14 protein-coding genes and 1 pseudogene are annotated in these 17825 nt (G+C 70.4%); 6 read left to right on the forward strand and 9 right to left on the reverse strand.

Translation table 11 applies throughout. The features are described from left to right. Positions 1–574, reverse strand: a pseudogene (locus ON29_RS28430) (polysaccharide biosynthesis protein); the annotation flags it as partial. 586 nt (positions 575–1160) lie between these two features. Here ON29_RS28430 and ON29_RS28435 point away from each other — a divergent pair. Further along, positions 1161–3038 (forward strand): MmpA family trehalose lipid delivery protein, encoded by a 1878-nt coding sequence (locus ON29_RS28435; protein ID WP_245549192.1) that lies wholly within the window; start codon positions 1161–1163, stop codon positions 3036–3038. 198 nt (positions 3039–3236) lie between these two features. On the opposite strand, the gene ON29_RS28440 is transcribed toward ON29_RS28435, so the two are convergent. Next, positions 3237–4409: a glycosyltransferase family 4 protein gene (locus tag ON29_RS28440; protein WP_040871047.1), complete on the reverse strand. Its 1173-nt coding sequence runs from the start codon at positions 4407–4409 to the stop codon at positions 3237–3239. A gap of 130 nt (positions 4410–4539) precedes the next feature. Here ON29_RS28440 and ON29_RS28445 point away from each other — a divergent pair, with 130 nt between their 5' ends. Next, a complete protein-coding gene (locus tag ON29_RS28445; protein ID WP_040871065.1) occupies positions 4540–5307 on the forward strand; it encodes a class I SAM-dependent methyltransferase in 768 nt (255 codons plus the stop codon). Positions 5308–5312: 5 nt separating this feature from the next. On the opposite strand, the gene ON29_RS28450 is transcribed toward ON29_RS28445, so the two are convergent. Beyond that, the gene (locus tag ON29_RS28450) at positions 5313–5615 is read right to left on the reverse strand and encodes a hypothetical protein (RefSeq protein ID WP_040871049.1); all 303 of its coding nucleotides are present in this window, start codon (positions 5613–5615) and stop codon (positions 5313–5315) included. A gap of 209 nt (positions 5616–5824) precedes the next feature. On the opposite strand from ON29_RS28450, the gene ON29_RS28455 reads away from it, so the two are divergent. After that, positions 5825–7270: an aldehyde dehydrogenase gene (locus ON29_RS28455; protein ID WP_040871050.1), complete on the forward strand. Its 1446-nt coding sequence runs from the start codon at positions 5825–5827 to the stop codon at positions 7268–7270. Here the strand turns inward: ON29_RS28455 and ON29_RS28460 are convergent, their stop codons facing one another. Both ON29_RS28460 and ON29_RS28465 read right to left on the reverse strand, forming a co-directional pair. Next, complete coding sequence (locus ON29_RS28460) at positions 7271–7474, reverse strand: hypothetical protein (protein ID WP_157172932.1); 204 nt, start codon at positions 7472–7474, stop codon at positions 7271–7273. Between the two features lie 343 nt (positions 7475–7817). Continuing rightward, positions 7818–8768, reverse strand: a complete 951-nt coding sequence (locus ON29_RS28465; RefSeq protein WP_040871053.1) for a GlxA family transcriptional regulator — start codon at positions 8766–8768, stop codon at positions 7818–7820. Between the two features lie 113 nt (positions 8769–8881). Between ON29_RS28465 and ON29_RS28470 the strand changes: the two genes are divergently transcribed. Continuing rightward, positions 8882–9634: an HD domain-containing protein gene (locus ON29_RS28470; protein WP_040871054.1), complete on the forward strand. Its 753-nt coding sequence runs from the start codon at positions 8882–8884 to the stop codon at positions 9632–9634. Positions 9635–9746: 112 nt separating this feature from the next. Here ON29_RS28470 and ON29_RS28475 read toward each other — a convergent pair whose 3' ends face one another. The 4 genes from ON29_RS28475 to ON29_RS28490 form a co-directional block, all read right to left on the reverse strand. Beyond that, positions 9747–11579 carry a phosphoenolpyruvate carboxykinase (GTP) gene (locus ON29_RS28475; RefSeq protein ID WP_040871056.1) on the reverse strand — a complete coding sequence of 611 codons (1833 nt, stop codon included), beginning with the start codon at positions 11577–11579 and terminating at the stop codon, positions 9747–9749. A 217-nt stretch (positions 11580–11796) separates the two neighbouring features. After that, positions 11797–13389 carry a hypothetical protein gene (locus ON29_RS28480; protein ID WP_245549194.1) on the reverse strand — a complete coding sequence of 531 codons (1593 nt, stop codon included), beginning with the start codon at positions 13387–13389 and terminating at the stop codon, positions 11797–11799. Positions 13390–13438: 49 nt separating this feature from the next. Continuing rightward, on the reverse strand, positions 13439–14572 hold the full coding sequence (locus ON29_RS28485) for a GTPase Era family protein (protein ID WP_040871058.1): 1134 nt from the start codon (positions 14570–14572) through the stop codon (positions 13439–13441). Positions 14573–14637: 65 nt separating this feature from the next. Continuing rightward, positions 14638–15420, reverse strand: coding sequence for an SDR family oxidoreductase (locus tag ON29_RS28490; protein WP_040871059.1), 783 nt, complete (start codon positions 15418–15420; stop codon positions 14638–14640). 151 nt (positions 15421–15571) lie between these two features. Between ON29_RS28490 and ON29_RS28495 the strand changes: the two genes are divergently transcribed. Then, positions 15572–16918 (forward strand): lipase family protein, encoded by a 1347-nt coding sequence (locus tag ON29_RS28495; protein WP_040871060.1) that lies wholly within the window; start codon positions 15572–15574, stop codon positions 16916–16918. Between the two features lie 59 nt (positions 16919–16977). Next, positions 16978–17790: a tRNA (guanosine(46)-N7)-methyltransferase TrmB gene (gene trmB, locus ON29_RS28500; protein ID WP_040871062.1), complete on the forward strand. Its 813-nt coding sequence runs from the start codon at positions 16978–16980 to the stop codon at positions 17788–17790. The last annotated feature ends 35 nt before the right edge of the window (positions 17791–17825 follow it).

A 17825-nucleotide genomic window follows, 5' to 3' on the forward strand; every position in this document is an offset into this window, starting at 1 on the left:
CGACGATCCTGGCCAGCAGCGCCGCCACCGCCACCCCGCAGGCCGCGCCCCACAGGGCGAGTGTCGCGCCGCCGCCGAGCGCGAGGATCACCAGCGCGGGCGCGACCCGGGCGATACCGGCGGCGCCGAGCACCGTTCCCAACGCCCGAAACCGCCTGCCGCCCTGCAACATTCCCTGCTCACCGGACAACAGCACCAGCGCGGGCGCCGCACCGAGCGCCGCCGCGGTGGCGGCCACCCCCACATTCAGCGTGACGGCGACCAGCGGCACCAGCGCCGCGGCCGCCAAGGCCACGATCACCGCGCATCGCCAGTGGAGCCCGCGCAGCGCAGCCGTCCCCGCGCCGCGCACGAGTTCCCTCGCCACCACGTTCTGCAACGCCAGCGCCGGAACCGCGCACAGCAGCTGCACGGCGAGCAGACTCGCGAACTCGCTGTAGCCGGTGACTCCCAGCCACCGACCGGCCAGCAGCTGCAACAGATACCCGGCGACGTTCGCGGTCATCGCACCCGCCGTCACCCACGTCAGATCCGCCACCACAGGAAACCGACGGACAGCAGACACGTGGCCCATCGTCCCACCCGCGCAGGCCGTTGCCGGTCCCGCCCCGCCGCAGCGCGAACGGCGCTCGCCATGGATCAGGCAGTCCGGGGCGCCGGACCGGGCCGACCGGTCATGGACCGCGCGCAGAGGACCCCTGGATCCGCCGCGCGCGCCGGACGGTCGCCGAGAACGGCGGCCTGCGACTCGCGGAGTACGGCACGAACCGGGTACCGAGGGATCGCCGCCTCGGAGCACAAGCACAATCGCCGGACCGAGTGCCGCCGAGCCGTCCTGCAAACCGACAGCGTCGCGACAGCACTGTCATGGCGTACAAGCGGGGTGGAGACGTTCGGCGTCACCGGTACGAGAATCGACGACAGCGCGGTCGGCGGTGGGGCGCCGCACGACTCGCCTGGCCGGACGGACTCGCGATCCGCTCGCGTGTCCTACCGAAGCCAGAACTGCGCGCGAACTCCGCCGAGGCGCTGCTGGACAGCGCCGACCAGCATCAATCCACCGAGCCCGGACACCGACCCGGGAGCCCCGCTGACTCGGCGGCGGAAGACAGCGGGACGTACAGTGCTCAGGCGTGAATGGGAGCGGTCGAGACCGAGCGGTGGCTGCTGGATACAGCGCGGCCGGGGCGCTGCTGGTTACCGCACCCTTGCTGGCGCCGGGATACCTGCTCCTGCGCGACGCGGTGAGCACGCCGCGCAGCTATCCGACCGACTCGGCGCTCGGTCTCGGCGACGCTGCGCCCCGTGCGGTGCCGCAGGATGCGCTGCTGGCCGTGCTGTCGGCGTTCGTCGACGGCGGGCTGCTGGTCAAAGCGATTCTCGTCGTCGCGCTGTGGGCCGCGGCGTACGGGGCGGCGGCGCTCGCGCGCGAACTGCTGCGCGCGTCGCTCGGCCCGCAGCTGGTGGCCGCGACGGTCGCGTTGTGGAACCCGTACGTGGCCGAGCGCCTGCTGCAAGGGCATTGGAGCCTGCTGGCCGGATACGCCGCGCTGCCGTGGACGGCGCTGGCCGGGTACCGCCTCCGATCCACGGCCACCGCGAAACGGCGCAGGCGGACTCTGTCCAACGCACCGGCACAGTCCCCGGACGGCTCGATCGCGCCGGCCGCACGGCGGGAAGACGAACGCTCCGGGAAGGCCCGGCTGCCCGTCTTCGCTGCGGCACAGCACGCGAACCTCAGAGCGGTATCCGCCTGGGCGGCACTGGCCGGATCACTCGCCGCGGCCGGGCTCACCCCGACCGGTGCGCTGTTGGCGGGCGTGACCGCCTTCGCGCTGGTCCATCGACGCCAACTCCTCGCGGCGCTCGTCCTCTGGCTCGCCGCCTCCGCGCCATGGCTCGTCGCGACCGCGCTGTCGGGTGCGGGCGCCGAGCCGTCGGATCCCGCGGGCATCGCGGCCTTCGCCGCGCGGGGCGAACCCGGTCTCGGCACGCTCGGCAGCCTGGCCGGACTCGGCGGGATCTGGAACGCCGAGGCGGTACCGGATTCGCGAACCACGCCGCTGGCCGCGATCGGCACTCTGGCGCTGTTGGTGATCGTCGCGCTGGGTGTGCGCGCCGTGGCCACCGGCGGCGCCGACCCCGACAATCGCCACGTCCGCCGTGCATTGCTGCTGCTCGCGGCGATCGCGATCCTGTTTCCCGCGCTCGGTGCGACGGCGTGGGGCATGAGCGCCCTGGAGTGGCTCGTCGCCCACATGCCGGGTGCGGGCCTGCTGCGGGACACCCAGAAGTACGTGGCGCTGGCCATGCCCGCCTATGCCCTGTGCGCGGCGGCGGGATGCGCGGTCACGGCCCGGCGTCTGTCGTCCCGACGGGAGTCGGCGGACCGGCCCGCGACGGCGCCGCCTGCCGTGACGTCCACCGTCGCGGTGGTCTTCGTCGCGCTTCTGGTGCTGCCGTTGTACGACCTTGCCTGGGGCGCCGGTGGGGCCGTCCACCCGGTGCGCTATCCCGCCGGTTGGCAGCAGGTCGCCGACCGGGTCGACGGTCCCGGCGACATCGCCGTACTGCCGGGCGGGATGTTCCGCAAGTTCCGCTACAGCGGGGCCGCACCCGTGCTGGACCCGGCGCCGCGCATGCTGCCCAACGACGTCTTGCAGACCGGTGAGCTGCCCGTACGCGGGCGCACGGTATCCGGCGAAGGCGCCCGCGCCAGAGAGGTGGAAGCCCTGCTGCTGCGTGGCGGCTTCCCCGCGGAGTTGGCCCGCCTCGGAGTGGGCTGGGTCCTCGTGGAACGAACCACCCCCGGACCGCTCGGTGAATCGGCCGCGACCCTGGCCCGCGCCGAGCGGGTCTACGAGGACGCCGACCTCGCGCTGTATCGCGTGCCCGGTGTCGTCGAACGGGGTCGATCGACGACCGCACACCGGGCCGTCGCCGCCGCGGCCCACTTGCTCTGGGGCGCGATGCTCGTCGCAGGCCCACTCGCCGCCCTCGGCGCACGCGCGCGATCGCGGAGCAGAACGCGGAACTGAGGCACACTGCCCTGCAATCGCCCGCCAGTGGAACAGACAAAATGAACGGGCGCGGGTTCGATGCGCAGCGCCCGTGACAGATCGGACGCGTCGGCGAAGCGTTGGCGAATATGCCTGCGAGACATCATTCCTCACATGCGGCGCGCTCCTCACCAAGCGGACGGGTCCACCGGTCGCCGACTTCGGGCGAAGCGTCGTTCAGTCGACCGTACGGGGCGCGAGCAACCCGCTCGTGTGCTCGCCCCGGGCGGCCGCGGCCAGCACTTCGTAGACGCCGTTCCCGGTCTGCTCCCAGGAGAATTCGCGAGCGCGGGCGCGGGCCTTCTCACCCATCACCGTGCGCGCACCGGAGTCTTCCAGCAGATCACCGACGGCATCGGCCAACTGGGCGACGTCGTCGACCAGGATTCCGGTGGCGCCGTCGACGATGGAATCGGTGAGTCCGCGCGAACTCCGGTAGCCGACCGTCGGCACGCCGTGCTGGGCGGCTTCGATCACCGCGAGCCCCCACCCTTCTTTGCGGGACGGCAGCACATGCACCCATGCGCGGGCGAGGAGTTCGTGCTTGCGGCGCTCGTCCACGTGCCCGTGGAAGGTGACGGCGTCGGCGATGCCGAGTTCACGGGCGTTGTCCCGCAGGTTGTCCGCCCACCAGCCGTCGCCGATCACGTCCATGCGCAGGCCGGGAACGCGGTCGCGCAGCCGGGCCACGGCCGCGAGCGCGTCCTCGATCTGCTTGTGCGGCACCAGACGGGACAGCACCACGACAGTGGGTGCGGGAGTACGGGTTTCCGCGGCGCCGGTGGGCGCGTCGGCTGGAACAGGTTCAGCTCCGTTGCGGACCACCGCGATTCGCGTGCGGTCCACACCGAGCGTGGCCAATTCCTCCGCCGACGGGAGCGAAACGGTCAGATACTGGTTGTGCCGGTGCACGCGCGGAGACAGCCGCGATTCGATCCACCAGCCGATGCGGCCGACCAGCCGGCCCGCCACCGGCCACTGTTCACGGTGGCCGTGGTGCACGAGCACCACCGACGGCGCGGTGGTGACGGCGGTGGCGAAGAACGGGATGCCGTTCTGGGTATCGATCACCGCGTCCGGCCGCAGGCCGCGCAAGGGGCCGAGACCGATCCTGCCGAGCAGCAGCGCGGCGAGCGCTCGCGGATACACCGTGTAGCGGCCGCCCGCGCGGCTGATATCGATGCCGTCGAGGCGTTCCCGCCGCGGCGCTCCCGGGTAGCGGGCGGTGCGCAGGGTGACCTTGACCCCGCGAGCCGCGAGCTGCGCGCCGACCTGCTCGAGGTACCGCTCGCTGCCGCCGCCCTGCGGGTGCCCGGTGTCACGCCAGCAGAGCAGGAGGACTTCGCGCACGGTGGAGCTTCTCTCGGTCGGTAGGTGGGGGGAACGTAGGATGTCGCGCTACACCCTAACCTGAGCACCCGCCCGAGATGCCGAGCATCGGGGTTGTGCGAGACTCGGCGCCGTGCTCAAAGCCGAAACGATGCCGACGCGCAGCGACTCGCCCCGGTTCGCCCGCCGGGCGACCCTGCGCCGGTCGCTGCGGCTGCTCGGTAGTTTCCGGTTCGAGCAGACCGATCCGGCGCTGTTCTACGGGGGCCTGGCCGCCGACACCTCGGCGATGATCGCCGACTTCTACACCGACCTCACCGGCCGGTCGCTGGACGGTGCGACGATCCTCGACGTAGGCGGGGGGCCGGGCTACTTCGCCGACGAGTTCGCCCGCACGGGGGCGAGCTACATCCCGGTGGAGCCCGACCCGACGGAGATGCACGCCGCGGGGCTCTCGGTGGCGGGCGCGGTCCGCGGATCCGGGATGGCGCTGCCGTTCCGTGACGACGCCGTCGACATCTGCTTCTCGTCGAACGTCGCCGAGCACGTCTCGAAGCCATGGGTGATGGCCGACGAGATGGTGCGGGTGACCAGGCCCGGCGGGTTGATCGTGCTCTCCTACACGGTGTGGCACGGCCCGTTCGGTGGGCACGAGACCGGACCCTGGCACTACCTCGGTGGTGAGTACGCCGCGCGCCGGTACCGGCGCAAGCACGGACGCGAACCCAAGAACAGGTTCGGCACCTCGCTGTTCGCGGTGCGGGCGGCGGACGGATTGCGCTGGGCGGCAGGCACTCCGGCGGAGGTGCACACCGTCTTCCCGCGTTACCACCCCCGCTGGGCGTGGTGGTTGGTCCGGGTGCCGATGGTACGTGAGCTACTTGTGAGCAATCTGGTCGTGGTGGCAACCAAAAGTTAGCCGAGCTAAGCCTCCAGCCACCCGCGGCGCCAGTGCCGCTTACCGCAGGGCGCGTGCACCGGCTCGCTCCACGGCGATTCCCGCATGGCCAGTCCGACGGTCTCGAGCGTGGTGAGGCCGACCAGATCGGCCAGCATCCCTACGGCGGCGACCGCCTCCGCGGCCTGCATAGCCGCGGTCGCCTGCTCGATCGTCAGGGTACGGCCGGGTAGGAAGGAGACCACCCACCCGCCGTGGCCGACACACTTAGCCTGATGCTCGGTTTGATCGCTGGTCATCAGCGACCGGCCGATCACTTGCACCGCCATGACTCGGACTCCCCAGTTTGCGGTAACGGTTCGGTAATGGAGCGAGCTGATATGTCGATACAGCATCCCCCGTCCAGCAACAGAACGCAATAGTGCGTTCTGCGAAAAGCGAACCGAGAGGTCGGGATTCACACTGGCCAGAGCGCTGCCGTGGCACAAAACTGGAACAGGTTACAGACAATGGCAGAGCAAAACTGTAACGTGTTCTCATGCATTACGACAGCTTGTTCATCGGCGGCCGCTGGACCGCGCCAGCCACCGCCGAGCGCATCCAGGTCATCTCGCCGGCCACGGTCGAGCCGGTGGGCAGCGTCCCGGCGGTGAGCCGGGCCGACGTCGACGCCGCGGTCGCCGCGGCCAGGCACGCTTTCGACCACGGCCCGTGGCCCGCGACACCGCCGAAGGAGCGCGCCGAGGTGCTCACCCGCGCGGCCCGGCTGATCGAGCAGCGCTCCGCGGACCTGCTCGCCGCGCTGACCGCCGAGGTCGGCGTGCCGCAGATGATGGCGATGACGCTGAACCAGATCCCCGCGGTCGCCGCGCTGGACGCCTACGCCGCCCTGGCCGAGTCCTTCCCCTGGCGGGAGACCCGGGTCGGCGGGTTCGGCACCACGCGGGTCACCCGCGAGCCGCGCGGTGTCGTCGCGGCGGTCACCGCGTGGAACGTTCCGCTGTTCCTCGCGGTCAACAAGCTCGCCCCGGCCCTGCTGGCCGGTTGCACCGTGGTGCTGAAGCCGGCCCCGTTGACGCCGATCACAGCCAACATGGTCGCCGACATCTTCACCGAGGCCGGGTTGCCCGAAGGCGTGCTGTCGGTGCTGCCCGCCGAGCCCGACGCGGCCGAGTACCTCGTCTCACATCCCGGCGTGGACAAGGTGACCTTCACCGGAAGCACCGCCGTCGGCCGGAAGATCGGGGCCATCGCCACCGGTCAGCTCAAGAGCGTCTCGCTGGAACTCGGCGGCAAGTCGGCTGCGATCCTGTTGCCCGACATGGACGTCGCGGCCAATATTCCGGTGCTCGCGTTCTCCGGCCTGATGAACAGCGGTCAGGGCTGTGTCGCGCAGACCCGCATTCTCGCCCCGCGCAGCCGGTACGACGAGATCCTCGACGCGCTGGTCGACCATGTGAAGACGATGAAGGTGGGCGACCCGAACGACCCGAGCGTGCTGCTCGGCCCGCTGATCTCCGAGCGCCAGCGCGACCGGGTCGAGGGCTACATCGCCGCGGGCAAGACCGAGGGCGCGCGACTCGTGCTCGGCGGCGGCCGCCCGGAGGGGCTGGACCGGGGCTGGTTCGTCGAGCCGACGATCTTCGCCGACGTGGACAACAAGTCGACCATCGCCCAGGAGGAGATCTTCGGGCCGGTGCTGTCGGTCATCCCGTACGAGACCGAGGACGAGGCCGTCGCCATCGCCAACGACTCGGTCTACGGCCTCGCCGGCTCGGTGTGGACGACCGACATCGAGCACGGAGCCGAGATCGCGGCGCGGGTGCGCACCGGCACCTACGCGATCAACTGGTACGCCTTCGACCCGACTTCGCCGTTCGGCGGCTACAAGTCCTCCGGGCTCGGACGCGAGAACGGCCCGGAGGGTCTCGATGCGTTCTGCGAGCAGAAATCGCTGCTCATGCCACTCGGCTGGACCGGGTGATCAGTCCGGCGGCATGACCACCCGCAGCAGCGGCGCGCGGTTGCCGTAACGCCCGGGTGGCGCGTCGACGACTTCGACGCTCCACCCTGGCGGCAGCACCGCCAGCAGCCGCCCCGCGGCCCGGCGCAGTGGAGTGCTCGCGGTCGCCGACTCGAATTCGGCAACCATGGGGGCGAGGGACGTCGCCGTCTCCAGATCGGCCATGCTCCAACCACCTCTCGCGTCGATCTCGACGTACGCCGCGGGCATCGCGGGTCCGATGTCGGTAGGGAAGTAGTTCAGTCGATCAGTTAACCGTTGGTAATCCGACTGTGTGATGGGGAAGGTAGAACACGCCAAGCATAAATCACGAGTACACGAAATCTCTCAACAAGATCATTACCCCGTTCCACCCACGGCTAAACCCGTTCAGCCGTGGAAAATTCGCGAATTCTCGCTCGCCACCGGCACTCTCTTGTGCTGCCCCTCGGGCCACACCTCGATCAGCGCGATTGAAAGACCTGCTCCACAAGGACATTCACCCTGGTGGACAGCTGTCCAGCCGCGTTCACCGGCCCAGCGATCGGCGGTACGCAGCGGGTGTGGCGCCCGTCGCCGCTCGCAGATGCACACGCAGTGCGGTGACGCTGCCGAAACCGGCCTTGGCCGCGACGACCTCCACTGGCAAACGCGTAGTTTCCAGAAGTTCGCGGGCACGCGCGGTGCGCTGGGCGTCCAGCCATCGCCGCGGCGTGGTCCCCACTTCCGCCTTGAAGCGACGGATGAAGGTACGTTCGCTCATCAACGCGTGCGCGGCCAGCGCCGAGACATCCACCGCCGCAGCAGGTTCGGCGACCGCCCAGGCAAGGGTGGCGGCGAGACCGCCATCGCGGGCGGCCGCGCCCGGCCGATCCGGAACGTACTGCGCCTGCCCGCCCTCTCGATGCGGGGCGGTCACATTCCACCTGGCCAGCTCCGCCGCCGCATGCGCGCCCAGCTCGCGGCGGACGATGTGCAGGCACAGGTCGAAACCCGCCGACAGCCCGGCGGAGGTCAGCACGTCACCGTCGTCCACATACAGCGCTGTCGGGTCCAGTTTCACCGCCGGATACAGCTCGGCGAACTCGGCGCAGTAGGCCCAGTGCGTGGTCGCCGGTCGTCCGTCCAATAGTCCGGCCTCGGCGAGGACGAACGCCCCGACGCAAACGCTCACCATCGTCGCGCCGCGCGCCGCCGCGCCCCGCAAGGCGATCAGCGCCTCCGGCGGGGTCGGAAGCGTCGGAATCCCGATCCCCGGCACGACGACGACATCCGCCTCCTCCAGCGCCTCCAGCCCGTGCTCCACCCGCAGCTCGAAGCCGTTGGGCGTCCACACCGGCCCAGGCCGCACCCCACAGGTGCGCATCTCGAACCCGGACGGCTCGCCGGTCTTCCCCGGCCCGTGCCGGAACGCCTGAACGGCGCAGGCCAGATCGAAGGCCATCACGCCGTCCAGCGCGAGGGCCACCACTCGCTTCATCACTGCCAGTTTGGCACGAATCCGAGTATCACTGTCATTTCCGCCACTCGTCGCGGATCTCGTCGCACACTTGACTCGAGTGCACACCGAGTACCGAGGAGAAGGAGGGCGAAGTGGCCGGACCGACGGGCCTCGATTGGGCATGGGCCACCCGCACCGGGGGCGCGTTGTCGAAGGAGCAACGCCGCGGGTTGGCCGTCGCGACCGCCCGCTCGCTGCCCGCCATGGTGCCCAACCGGGTCCGGCTCGCGCTGGGGCGGCGGGGACGCGGGAAGCTGGAGTTCGCCGGGCTGCGGCTGCCGGATTCGAAGCTTGCCGTCGCGGCGGAGACCGAGGCGCGTGAAGCGCTTTCTCCGCACGTACTGAACCATTCGCTGCGGACCTACTACTTCGGGCGGGTCCTTGCCGACCTCGACGACGCCGCCTATGACGACGAACTCGTCTACGTTTCCTGCCTGCTGCACGATCTGAAGCTCGAATATCCCACGCCCGGAAGGTGTTTCGCGGTAGCAGGCGGAGAGCGGGCCGCCGCCGTCGCACTCGATGCGGGTGCCACACCGGAACGGGCCGACGCGATCGGCGCGGCCATCGCCACCCACATCACACCCGGCGTTGCCGATGATCTCGGTGACCCCGGCGGTTTCGTCTCCGCGGGAGCCTCGGTGGACGTGCTCGGAACACGGCTGGCCGAGCTGGACCGGGTCTGGGTCGCCGAACTGCTGCGACGTCATCCGCGGCTGGAGTTCAAGCGGCACGTCGTCGCGGCGTTCCGAGCGGAGGCGAAGGCGATGCCGACCGGCCGGATCCGCTGGCTCAACCGCGCCGGCTTCCTGGCCATGATCCGGATGTCGCCGTTTCCCGAATAGCGCCGCCGCCCGGAACGATCCGGCGTCCGGGCGGCAAAACGTTTGGCGCGCAGAGCAATCGCCCGCACCATCCGACAGATGGTGCGGGCGAGGTGCTACTTTGGGTGGAGTGTCAGCCCAGACGCTCCTTGAGCGCCTCGAACTCGTCGCGCACGCCGGAAGGCAGCTTGTCACCGACGAACTCGAACCACTCTTCGATCAGCGGGATCTCCTTGCGCCACTCCTCGGCGTTCACCGCGAGCGCTTCGTCGACGTCCTTGGGGTCGACGTCCAGCCCGTCCAGGTCGAGCTGCGTGGCGGTCGGCACGTTACCGATCGCGGTCGCCTCGGCCTCGGCGGAACCTTCGATGCGGCCGACGATCCACTCCAGCACGCGGGAGTTCTCGCCGAAGCCGGGCCACAGGAAGCGGCCGTCGTCGCCGCGACGGAACCAGTTGACGTAGAAGATCTTCGGCAGCTTGGCGGCGTCGGCGTTCTTGCCGAGGTTGATCCAGTGGCCCAGGTAGTCGCCGACGTGGTAGCCCAGGAACGGCAGCATGGCCATCGGGTCGCGGCGGACGGTGCCCACCTTGCCCTCGGCGGCCGCGGTCTGCTCGGAGGACAGCGTCGCGCCCATGAACACACCGTGCTGCCAGTCGAAGGACTCGGTGACCAGCGGAACGGTGGTCTTGCGGCGGCCACCGAACAGGATCGCGGAGATCGGCACGCCCTGGGGGTCGTCCCACTCGGGCGCCAGGATCGGGCACTGCGCCATCGGCGTGCAGTAGCGGGAGTTCGGGTGGGCCGCCAGCGTCTCGGTCTCCCGCAGGTACCAGTCGTTGCCCTTCCAGTCGATCAGGTGATCGGGCTCGCCTTCCAGGCCCTCCCACCACACGTCGCCGTTGTCGGTCTGCGCGACGTTGGTGTAGACCGTGTTGCCCGCCTCCATGGTGGCCATGGCGTTCGGGTTCGAGCTGCGGTTGGTGCCCGGCGCGACGCCGAAGAAGCCGTACTCGGGGTTCACCGCGTAGAGGCGGCCGTCCTTGCCGAAGCGCATCCAGGCGATGTCGTCGCCCAGGGTCTCCGCGCGCCAGCCCGGCACGGTCGGCTGGATCATCGCGAGGTTGGTCTTGCCACAGGCGCTCGGGAACGCGGCGGCGATGTAGTACGCCTTGTTCTCCGGGGAGATCAGCTTGAGGATCAGCATGTGCTCGGCCAGCCAGCCCTCGTCGTGGGCCATCGCCGAGGCGATCCGCAGCGAGTAGCACTTCTTGCCGAGCAGCGCGTTGCCGCCGTAGCCGGAGCCGTAGCTCCAGATCTCCCGGTCCTCGGGGAAGTGGGTGATGTACTTGGTGTCGTTGCACGGCCACGGCACGTCGGCCTGGCCATCGGCCAGCGGCGCGCCCACGGAGTGCAGCGCCTTCACGAACGGACGGTCGGCGCCCAGCTTCTCCAGGGCGGCGGCGCCCATGCGGGTCATCACGCGCATCGACACCACGACGTACTCGGAGTCGGTGATCTCGACGCCGAGCTTCGGGTCATCCGCGCCCAGCGGACCCATGCAGAACGGCACCACGTACATGGTGCGGCCCTTCATCGAGCCGCGGTACAGCTCGGTCATCGTGGCGCGCATCTCGGCGGGGTCGACCCAGTTGTTGGTGGGGCCCGCGTCGGCTTCGGACTTCGAACAGATGAACGTGCGGGACTCCACCCGGGCCACGTCGGAGGGATCGGAGAGGGCGAGGAAGGAGTTCGGCTTCTTCTTCTCGTCCAGCCGCTTGAACGTCCCCGCTGCCACGAGCTGCTCGGTCAGCCGCTCCCATTCTTCGTCGGAGCCGTCCGCCCAGACCACACGATCCGGCTGGGTGAGTTCGGCGACTTCTTGTACCCAGGCGAGTAGTTCGCTGTGCTCGGTCGGCGCCTTGCCGTCGGATCCACGAAGACCAGGAATGGTCGCTGACGTCATGAAAACTCTCCTGAGATGGGCGGCTACTCGCTGCTTCGCCGCCTGGCCCTAGGCCCATGGCCAGCGCGAATGCACCGAGCGCCACCGTTGGCGGGAAGGCGCCCGCTCCGACCGGTCGAACGCGCACCCAGGAGGGCGGCAGATCAGGACTTAGCGGACGCCCAAGTTCCTGAATAGAGGTTAACGCGATGTGACGGCCGGTACGGTATCGGGTTCCTCACTGTGTACCCAATCGGTCGTTCGTTTCAACAGGCGAGATCCATCGATCGAGGATCCCGACATCGCGCTCGCATGCGGCGAGCTGTCCCGGCTGTTCGGCCGCCATCCGGCGCAAGTCGGTCTCCAACCGGGCCACCCGGCGATCCGTCTCGATCATTCGCGCGGTGCTTGCTCGGACCACGTGATCTGCCAAAACGGCTTCCGCTTCCACGAGCGCGGTCGCCACCCGCTGCTCGAGCTGGGCTTTTACGTTGACCAACGCGTCGGCGATCCATTGCCGGATGTGCGCTCGATCGGCCAGTTGCCTGCGGGCACGGACCACCCATGCCGCAGCGCCACCGCCGAGCAGCAGCGTGACCGGCACACTCGCCACGTCCAAGGCCGGTACCAGCGAGAACGGAGCAACCAGCAGGCGACCCAGGCCGACACCGGCCGACGCGCCGAGCGCGACCATAAGGTGATCTTCGACACCTTTATGGCGGGGCTCGGGATCCGGGCCGACCCCAGGGGCCGGGTCGCGCCTGCGCGTCGGAGCGTCGTTCGTGTGCTCGATCCGGGCGCTGAGTTCGGCCAGTCGCAGGTCGATGACGTGGTCGAGCGCGCCGGTCATCTCGGTGACGGCCTGCTGCAACCGCGCGGGGTAATCGGCGAGTTCCGCGGGACGCAGCCGATCCAGTTCGGCGCGCACCGCGGTGTGCAGCGCCCGGATGCTCGCACCGATCTCGGTCATCAGATCCACCCGGGCCAAGTGCAGCTGCCCGCGCAAGGTCGACATGGCGGTGGCGCGTCCACCGTCACGACCGGCCAGGAGGATGGCGCGTTCCTCGCGCAGCCGCGCCGGTTCGGCGCCGGAGCGCAACGCCGCCACCTGCTCGGCCACCCGCTGACGGGTGTCGGCCAAGACCCGTGCGGTGACCACGCCCCGCCGGTCACCGCCCGCGGCGGCCGCCGCGGTGAGTTGCGCGTGCAGCGCGCCCAGACCGGAGCGATCGAGCAGTCCGGTGTCGCCCGCGGTGCGCGCGGCGGCCGCGAGCCGGGCGGAGACCGGCACGATATCCAGCTCGGCGGAGCCCTGCGCGGCGAGCAATTCCAGGTTGCGCTCCCGCACCACGCGCCAGTCCTGATAGGCGTGGATGCCGTTCATGGCGAGCAGCAGACGGGTGCCGTCCGCGCGCAGCCGGGCGATCGCCTCCAGCACGTCCGCGCCGATGATGGAGCCCGCGTCGAGCAGGATCAACGCCACCGCGGGAGGGACCGCCCCGGCGGGTGCGGCGGGCTCCGCGCCCGCGTCGGCGCGCGGCTCCGACAGCGTGACACGGGGTTCGAACCGCGCGAGTTCGGTCCGCAACAACGTCGTATTGACGTCGTCCGGACCGATCACCGTGACGACCCCCGCCGCACCGGGCCCCTGCATCGCGCGCAACAGCGCCATACCCTGCGGATTCCAACGCTCCACCACGGCCGCGACCTCGGGCGTGAGCGCGCGGACGGGGTGCTCGGCGTCGCCGTCGGCGGGCGGGTCGACGCCGCCCCGGCCCGTCGTGCCCGCGCGGACGATCGGCGCGCCGATCGGGTCTCGATCGGCCCCCACGTGAGACGCCGGATCCGCCTCGGACGACGTACCCACCGGCTCCGGGGGCTCAGAGACCGGCACTGCTCATCCGTCCCCAGAGTCGGACGTAGCCGTTGTGCACGCGCAACGCGGCGCGGCGGGCGGGCGGCGGCATATCGCTGGTGACGACGGCGCGCCAGCGGCTCGCGCGGGCCAGCGCGTCGTCGGCGTCGGAGGGCGCGGGCGCCGCGTATCCCGCGGCCAGGTGGGCCACGTCGGGCCCGGCCAGGCCGGCGCAGAGCCCGAGCCACAGGGCGTCGTCGCTGTAGAGATAGGACTCCAGCAGGTCGCGCGCGCGGCCACCCTCCTCCGGGACCGCGCGCGCGGCGAGGCGGGCCAGCTCGTCGAGCAGTTCGCCGCCGCGCAGCGCGGACACCTGCTCGTAGCGGCGGTGCAGCAACTGGTGCAGCGCGTCGATGCCGCTGGCCGCGTGCAGGATCTGCGACAGCTGCTGCGGAGCGAGGTCCGGATCGTGGCGCAGGGCGGCGCACGCGCAAGCAACGCCGTACAGGTCCCAGCGCAGCAACAGCTGTTCGCGCTCGGCGGCGTCCGGTCCGGGTGCGACGAACAGGTCCGGCGCGAGGATCAGGGCGGGGTCGGCTTCGGTGGCGAGCTTGCGCAGCAGCTCGACATCGGCCGCGGTCAGCGCGCCCGCCCGGGTGCGCGTCGCCAGGGACGCGACCACCGGAACCACCGGGATCCGCAGTTCCCTGCCGTACTGCTCGGCCGCGGCCACCGCATCGCTCCAGCGGGAGCCGATCGCGTCGGCCTTGTTCAACACCGCGATCGTGCGCTGCGGCGGCAGCGTGGCCAGCACCCTGCGATCCGCGGGCGACGGCGCGGCCGACAACACGTAGACGACGATGTCGGCGTCGAGTTCCGGATCGGGCGCCCCGGGCCGGTCCACCGGGTCGGTCTCCACCGCCGACATCAGCGCGAGCGCGTGCAGCACCGTGGTCCGCCCCGCGTGCGCGCGTCCGGCCACCTGGATCCGCGGCGGTTTGCGCCAAGCGCTGACGGCGGCCGCCGCGGCGTATCCGATCTGTGGATCGCGCCCCGTGCCGAAGCGGAGCTCGGCGAGCAGTTTGTCGAGCTGATCGTGAGCGGACGTGGGAACGCCGCGCTCCCGCAGCGGCCCATCGGAATCAGTGGCTGTCGACATGCCGCACACCCCCTTTACGGTGCGCAATTCTGTCAGAAGTCCGGTCGCGGGACAGGTTCGACCGCTCAGCTGCCACTGAAGTACTTGTTCGCGGTCCGCACCGCCCAGTTCGGCGCGTATTTCGCCACCGTCGCCAGCACTTTCGCCTGCGCGCCGATCTCGTAGTGCACCTTCGGCAGCCGGGCGCGCTTGCGGGTGGCCTCCCAGATCCCGGCGGCGACATCGTCGGCCGTCAGTCGCACACCCAGCGACTTCGTCGTCCCGGTCGTCACACCGTCCACCATGGCCGTGGCCACGAACATCGGCCAGATCGCGAGCACCCGGATGTCGTGGCGCTCCCATTCGAGGTCCAGCGCCTCGGTGAAACTCTTGACCGCCGCCTTGCTGGCACCGTAGCTCGCGAGTTCGGCTTGGCCGTAGATCGCCGACGCCGAGCAGAGGTTGACCACCTGGGCGCCCGGGGTGTCGCGAAGGTACTGGAACGCGCTGTGCGTTCCGGTGAGCACGCCGGTCAGGTTGACCTCGATGATCGCCCGATGGGCTGCGAGGTCGATCGCCTCGAACGGTCCGGCGCGCAGAATGCCCGCGTTGTTGACCAGGATGTCCAGCCGCCCCGTCGCCGCGTGGAACTCCGCGAGCCGCTCCGCCCACTGCGTGGCGTTCGTCACATCCAGTACCCCGGTGTGTGCGGCGCCACCGGCGGCTGTGATATCACCGGAAAGCCTGGTCAGCCCGACTTCATCGAGGTCGTAAGCCCCGACCTGGTATCCCTGCGCAGCGAAAAGCAAGGCCGTAGCCCGGCCGATACCGGCCGCCGCGCCGGTGATGAATACTGTCGGTCTGCTCATGCCCGGGGAGTCTAGTGCCGGGAACGCCGTGTACTCCGGGGTTCCCAGACGCCCGCCGGTCACTTACCCTGCAGAAGTGGTCGGCACCATAACCGGTGCGCAGCTTCAACTTTCGCATGCGGCAACCGACCTCGACGATGAGGAGGTTGCGATGACAGCGAATGTCATCGGTGCTGCGGACCCGGAGCCCGCCGGTCCCGCGGACCGCAAGCCCTTGCTGCCCAGCGTGGACCCGTTCCATCGACCGCCGAAGGGGTTCGCGGCCAAGGCGCCCGGCACCATCCTGCGTAGCAGGAAGATCGACGTGGCACTGTTCGGAATTGTCCCGCAACAGGTCTCGGCCTGGCAGCTACTGTACCGCAGCTGTGATCTGCACGGGGCGGCGGAAGCGGCGATCACCACGGTCCTGCTGCCGCTGGACGCGGAACCGGACGAGGATCGCCCGCTGCTGGCCTTCCAGACCGCGATGGACGCCGTCACCGAGAAGTGCTCCCCCTCCTACGCCCTTCGTCACGGCGCGCGGGCACTCGGATCGGTCACCCAGTTCGAATGGCTCCTGGTCGCGAACGCGCTGCGGCGCGGCTGGGCGGTGACCATCGCCGACCACGAGGGACCGCACGGGAACTTCGGCGCCCCGCGGGAGCCCGGCTACCGGGCGCTCGACGGCATCCGCGCCGCCCTGCGCTTCGGCCCGCTCGGCCTCGGCCCGCGGACCCGCGTCGCGGTGTGGGGCTACTCCGGTGGCGGCATGGCCAGCTCCTGGACGGTCGAGATGGCGCCGACCTACGCTCCGGAACTCGACATCGTCGGCGCGGTGCTCGGCGCCCCGGTCGGCGACCCGGGCCAGGTCTTCGACCGGCTCAACGGCACCCCCTACGCGGGCCTGCCCGCCATCGTCATCGCCGCCCTGCGCAGGCTGTACCCGGCGTTGAGCTCGCTGATCGATGACGAACTGAGCCCCGACGGCCACCGGTTCGTCGTCCGCGCGGAGAACGCGACACCGTTCGGGGCGATCCTCGGGCTCGCCAACAAGAAGGTGGACGACTTCCTCGACCGCCCGCTCGCCGAGGTACTCGACACCCCGCAGCTGCGGGCGATGTTCGACGACCTGCGGCTCGGCAACGCGACGCCCACCTGCCCCCTGCTGGTGGTGCAACCCATCCACGATCAGATCATCCACATCGACGGTATCGACGGTCAGGTGGCGCGCTACCGCCGTGGCGGCGCCGCGGTGACCTACGTCCGCGACCGGCTCAGTGAGCACTTCTCGCTGCTGCCGCTGTCCACGCCGATCAGCCTGGACTGGCTGGCCGACCGGTTGGCCGGACAGCCGGTGCGCGATGTGGGCGACACCACCGTCTGGTCGGTCGCGGCCTCGCCCTCGGGCGTGCGTGGCCTGCTGGAAATGGCGGTGACCGCGGCCAAGGTCGCGCTGGGCAGACCGCTGCGCCAGCAACAGCCCACGGTGACCAGAATCGCGCCCGCACGCGCCGCCTGACCTCCTGCTCAGCGGTCCGCACACAACCGCTTACCGCACCGATCGCAGGATGCTGGACAATGGACGCCGTGAACGACGCCGCGAACCATACTGCCGAGTCAGTTCCGGGCCCGCCGTCCACAGCTTCGGCTCCAGCCGAGGGCGGGCCCGGGCACAAGACCGGCTCCCGCCTGTACCCACGAGTCACCAGCTTCCGGTCGCGCAGGGGCGCGCTGACCGCGACCCAGCAGCAATCCTGGGACCGGATGTGGCCCTCGATCGGCCGCGAGGTCGCCGACGAGCCACTGGACGCCGCCGCCTGGTTCGGTCGCGACGCACCGCTGGTCATCGAGATCGGCTGCGGCACCGGCACCGCGACGGCCGCCATGGCCCAGGCCGAACCGCACCTGAACCTGATCGGCATCGAGGTCTACCAGCCCGGCCTCGCGCAGCTGGTGCAGCGCATCGAGCGCGAAGGGATCCAGAACATCCGCCTGCTGCGCGGAGACGCGGTCGACGTGCTGGAGAACATGATTGCTGCCGAGTCGCTCACCGGCGTCCGAGTGTTCTTCCCCGACCCGTGGCCGAAGGCGCGCCACCACAAGCGACGGCTGCTGCAACCCGCGACGGTCGCGTTGATCGCCAGCCGCCTGAAGCCGGGAGGTGTGCTGCACGTCGCCACCGACCATGCGGACTACGCCGAGCACATCCACGCCGTCGGCATGGCAGAACCCCTGCTCGAGGGCCTGAACGAGGCCACGGGCGGGGTCAGCGAGGAGCATCGCGGCACGGCGCCGATCGGCTTCGAGCGTCCCGTCACGAAATTCGAAGGCAAGGCACATCGCGCCGGTAGCGCCATCACCGAGCTCATATGGGGGAAGATCGACCGATGAGCGTCAGTGAAATGGCCCACGAAGTGGTCGATGTT

The sequence above is a fragment of the Nocardia exalbida NBRC 100660 genome, from assembly GCF_000308575.1.
Classification (GTDB): domain Bacteria; phylum Actinomycetota; class Actinomycetes; order Mycobacteriales; family Mycobacteriaceae; genus Nocardia; species Nocardia exalbida.

What these genes read in the sequence shown, in the direction of transcription:
- ON29_RS28445 (WP_040871065.1), top strand. Translation starts at nt 4,540, where the DNA reads ATGCCGACGCGCAGCGACTCGCCCCGGTTCGCCCGCCGGGCGACCCTG.
- ON29_RS28485 (WP_040871058.1), bottom strand. Translation starts at nt 14,572, where the DNA reads ATGTCGACAGCCACTGATTCCGATGGGCCGCTGCGGGAGCGCGGCGTT.
- ON29_RS28455 (WP_040871050.1), top strand. Translation starts at nt 5,825, where the DNA reads ATGCATTACGACAGCTTGTTCATCGGCGGCCGCTGGACCGCGCCAGCC.
- trmB (WP_040871062.1), top strand. Translation starts at nt 16,978, where the DNA reads ATGGACGCCGTGAACGACGCCGCGAACCATACTGCCGAGTCAGTTCCG.
- ON29_RS28475 (WP_040871056.1), bottom strand. Translation starts at nt 11,579, where the DNA reads ATGACGTCAGCGACCATTCCTGGTCTTCGTGGATCCGACGGCAAGGCG.
- ON29_RS28490 (WP_040871059.1), bottom strand. Translation starts at nt 15,420, where the DNA reads ATGAGCAGACCGACAGTATTCATCACCGGCGCGGCGGCCGGTATCGGC.
- ON29_RS28450 (WP_040871049.1), bottom strand. Translation starts at nt 5,615, where the DNA reads ATGGCGGTGCAAGTGATCGGCCGGTCGCTGATGACCAGCGATCAAACC.
- ON29_RS28465 (WP_040871053.1), bottom strand. Translation starts at nt 8,768, where the DNA reads ATGAAGCGAGTGGTGGCCCTCGCGCTGGACGGCGTGATGGCCTTCGAT.
- ON29_RS28495 (WP_040871060.1), top strand. Translation starts at nt 15,572, where the DNA reads ATGACAGCGAATGTCATCGGTGCTGCGGACCCGGAGCCCGCCGGTCCC.
- ON29_RS28460 (WP_157172932.1), bottom strand. Translation starts at nt 7,474, where the DNA reads ATGGCCGATCTGGAGACGGCGACGTCCCTCGCCCCCATGGTTGCCGAA.